The 3,728-nt window shown below is 61.2% G+C and carries 3 protein-coding genes; all 3 read right to left on the bottom strand.

What is annotated here, in order from left to right:
• Window positions 1-44: 44 nt before the first annotated feature.
• Window positions 45-1,370 carry an adenosylmethionine--8-amino-7-oxononanoate transaminase gene (gene bioA, locus B3187_RS11915; protein WP_286806673.1) on the bottom strand — a complete coding sequence of 442 codons (1,326 nt, stop codon included), beginning with the start codon at window positions 1,368-1,370 and terminating at the stop codon, window positions 45-47.
• 128 nt (window positions 1,371-1,498) lie between these two features.
• A complete protein-coding gene (locus B3187_RS11910) occupies window positions 1,499-2,479 on the bottom strand; it encodes an aldo/keto reductase (protein WP_286806672.1) in 981 nt (326 codons plus the stop codon).
• Window positions 2,480-2,869: 390 nt separating this feature from the next.
• Window positions 2,870-3,728: beta-N-acetylglucosaminidase domain-containing protein (locus B3187_RS11905; protein ID WP_286806670.1), on the bottom strand; the 859-nt coding region annotated here is incomplete at its 5' end.

Below are 3,728 nucleotides of genomic sequence, written 5' to 3'. Positions count from 1 at the left end.
GTAGGGCGGATAAGGCCGAAGGCCGCATCCGCCGTTACCCAAGCTTAATTCAACTCCGCCACTACGTTATAAATTCCTTTGGTCAATTGCCGCAACTCCTCTGGCGTGCTCACAAACGGCGGCATGATGTACACCAACTTGCCGAAGGGCCGTACCCAAATCCCTTCCTCAACAAACCGCGGTTGCACCTTCGCCATATCCACCGGCTCGTGCAACTCCACCACACCAATCGCGCCCAACACCCGCACATCGGCCACCGCCGGTAAATTCCGACACGCCCCCAGCTCCTCTTTCAACTGAGCTTCAATACGCCCAACCTGTCCCTGCCAGTCGCTGTCCAGCAACAGGTCGATGCTGGCATTGGCCACCGAACAGGCCAGCGGATTGCCCATGAAAGTGGGTCCGTGCATAAACACCCCGGCTTCGCCCCGGCAGATGCCATCGCTGACTTTATCGTTACACAGCGTGGCCGCCAGAGTCATATAACCGCCGGTGAGCCCCTTGCCCAGGCACAGAATGTCGGGGCTGATGCCGGCGTGCTCGCAGGCGAACAGCTTGCCGGTGCGACCAAAGCCGGTGGCGATTTCATCGGCAATCAAAAGCACATCGTGTTCATCACACAGTTCGCGCACCCGGCGCAGGTAGTCGGGGGAATAAAAGCGCATGCCGCCCGCGCCCTGCACGATGGGCTCGAGAATGACTGCTGCGAGCTCGTCTTTGTGCGTCACCAGCAGGGCTTCAAAGTCCGCAATATGGCGCTCGTCCCAGAGTTCATCAATGTCGCACTCTGGCTGGGGGGCAAACAGTTGTTGTGCCAGGGTGTGACTGAATAGCTGGTGCATGCCGGTCACCGGGTCACATACCGACATGGCGCCGAAGGTGTCGCCGTGGTAACCGCGCCGCAGAGCCAGAAAACGGTGCTTGTCCGGGCGTCCCTGGGATTGCCAGAACTGCATGGCCATTTTCAGAGAGACTTCCACCGAAACCGAGCCGGAGTCGGCCAGGAACACTTTGTTCAGGCCTTCCGGGGTCAACTCCACCAGTCGTTTGGCCAGGGTGACGCCGGGCTCGTGGGTCAGACCGCCGAACATCACGTGCGCCATCTGCTCCAGCTGTTCCTGAATGGCCTGATTCAGGCGCGGGTGGTTGTAGCCGTGAAGCTGACACCACCAGGAGGACATGCCGTCCACCAGCTTTCGGCCGTCGGACAGGTGCAGGTATACGCCCTCGGCCCGTTGCACAGGGAACACAGGAGTCGGGTTCAGAAACGAGGAGTAGGGATGCCAGACGTGCTGACGGTCGATCTCCAGAATCTGTTCGGCGCTGAGTGGGCTGGAGAGGTTGGAACTGGAGGGATTGGAACTGGACATGCGGGCCCTTCAGAAGTTACGTGAGTGGAGTGGAAAGGCGCTCACGCTAGCAGAAAAGCCGTTAAAAATCAGCTGTCTTGAGACCATCGGGCCCGGCGCTGGCCGGGCCCGATGGCGGAATGGTGCGATCAGTAGGCGCCGCGAATGTGCTGCTGTACCTGGTCCTGATAGAACCGATACAGGTCTTCATGCAACCCGTCTTCCAGGGGCTTGAGCGCACTGACTTTGGCGTTTTCCCGCACCTGCTGAGCCGAGCTGGAACCGGGGATGATGCTGGTGACCGCGGGCTGGTCTAGAATCCAGCGCATGGCCATCTGCGCCATGGTGTAACCCTCGGGTACCATGCCTTCCAGTTCGCGCACCAGTTTGACGCCGGTTTCAAAGGGAATGCCCGCAAAGGTCTCGCCCACATTGAAGGCGTCGCCATCGCGGTTGAAGTTCCGGTGGTCGGTTTTGTCGAACTGGGTGTTCTCGGTGAACTTGCCGCTCAGCATGCCGCTAGCCAGGGGCAAGCGAACGATAATGCCGATGCCCTTGTCTTCGGCCCGGGGCAGCAGTTCGTCGAGCAGTTTCTGGCGGAAGATGTTGAAGATGACCTGCAGTGAGGTCAGGTCATCGTGCTCGGCACAGATCAGCCCCTCTTCAACGGTTTCCACGCTGGCACCGAAATAGCGGATCTGACCGTCCTGCTGCAGTCGGCGCAGCCAGTCGAAGATTTCGCCGCGGCGCATGACTTCGGTGGGCACACAGTGCAGTTGCAGCAGGTCCAGGGTGTCGGTCTTCAGTCGGTCCTGGGCGCGCTTGACCGAGTCCTGCATGTGGGTCAGGGAGTAACCGTCGGGGTAGGCGCCGTCGCCGCGGCCGTATTTGGTGGCAATGACCGGCTTGGGGTTGCGGTTGGCCAGGTGTTGGCCCAGGTAGGTTTCGCTGGCACCGCCGCCGTACACATCGGCGGTATCAAAGAAGGTGATGCCTTCGTCCAGAGCGGTCTGAAGGATGGCTTCGACGGTGTCGGCGGTGATCGGGCCGAAGTCGCCACCGAGCTGCCAGCAGCCCAGGCCCACTTCGCTCAATACCAGTTCGCTGTTGCCGAGTTTTCTCGTCTGCATAGTCGCTCCTGTGTTTGCGATACATCGTGATGGGCGGGATCGCCGCCCATAATTAGTCGTTTTGACTATTTACAGTTTAACACTCTGCTGTGGTCAGTGTGTCTTGTGGGTTGATGGGGTCTAGTGGTCCATGCGGCTAATGCTGTAACTTTCAGCCGTCACACAAGCGTCGTGGGCAAGGCGCGCGAGCGCAGGACTGGCCGTGGCCAATTCAAGCGAGCGCAACACCGCCCACGGCGCTTGTGTGGCGGCCCTTCGGGAGCTTCTGTGCTGGCGCGACTCGTCGTTGCGTTTCTTGACAAGGGAGCCACCCTTGCCTGCAAAACGCGCCTTGATTCGCGCCAGCACAGAAGCTCTGAAAGCTACAGAATTAGCCGCATGGACCACTAGTCAATCGGTCAGGCACGCCGGGTCAAACGCATAGCCGCCGTTGAGCCAGTCCAGTAATTCCCGGGCGTGAGGTTGTCCCGTCTCGGCGAAGGGTTGATAGCGGTCTTCCAGGCCGCGTCGCTCGGCGTCGGTGAGCGCATTCAGCCCTCGTTCCTGCAGCAGTGCCCGGTCGGCGATCAGGTGTCTGGCCAGCTCGGGCGGGGTGCAGGCCCGGGTCGCGCTCATGAACGCCGCCTCCGGCCGGTAGTCGCCGCCTGCCCGGTAGGCTTCCGGCAGGGAGTGTAGCGGAATCTGCGACAGGTAGGCTTGGTTCATCGGGTTTACCGCGTGGCCCGCGACCTGTCCGCTCAGTCTGGCATGGCTGGCAGGGTAGGCGTCCAGGCGCAAATAGGGGCTCAGGCTCGCACTGTCATTGACCGGGTAATTGTCCCAGAGAAAGGGGCGCCGCTGCAGGTATTGGCTGACTTGGGTGAGGTGGTCATCGGGGTAGGTCCGGGAGCAGACTTCCTGCCCGGTCCAGAACAGGTCGATCGACGGATCGAGGTTCTGCCCGAGATGCTCCCAGTAGCCGGCCGGACGCGCTCCGAAAACCTTCTCCAGAACGGGGTCAAAGCTGTAATAGGTCGGGCAGAGGATCAGATGCTCGGCGGTGCTGGCCTCGGCCGCGACATGGGCCAGGGATACCTGGCGTTCAGCCAGCTCGGGCAGGTCGCCGCGCATATCGTCGAACAACAGTCCCATCAGGTCCGGTTCGAGGCGGTTCAGCGCCTGGAGTTTCCGTGTCAGGGCCTTCCGGCTCTGCGGCCAGGGCTCCCGGTAGAGCTCCAGGGGGCTGAGTCCTACTCCAAAGCGGATACCA

The organism is Marinimicrobium sp. UBA4209 (genome assembly GCF_002381585.1).
Lineage (GTDB): Bacteria > Pseudomonadota > Gammaproteobacteria > Pseudomonadales > Cellvibrionaceae > Marinimicrobium > Marinimicrobium koreense.
The sequence above is the reverse complement of the archived record's forward strand: the minus strand, read 5'-3'. Positions and strand labels throughout refer to the sequence as shown.

What these genes read in the sequence shown, in the direction of transcription:
- bioA (WP_286806673.1), bottom strand. Translation starts at nt 1,370, where the DNA reads ATGTCCAGTTCCAATCCCTCCAGTTCCAACCTCTCCAGCCCACTCAGC.
- B3187_RS11910 (WP_286806672.1), bottom strand. Translation starts at nt 2,479, where the DNA reads ATGCAGACGAGAAAACTCGGCAACAGCGAACTGGTATTGAGCGAAGTG.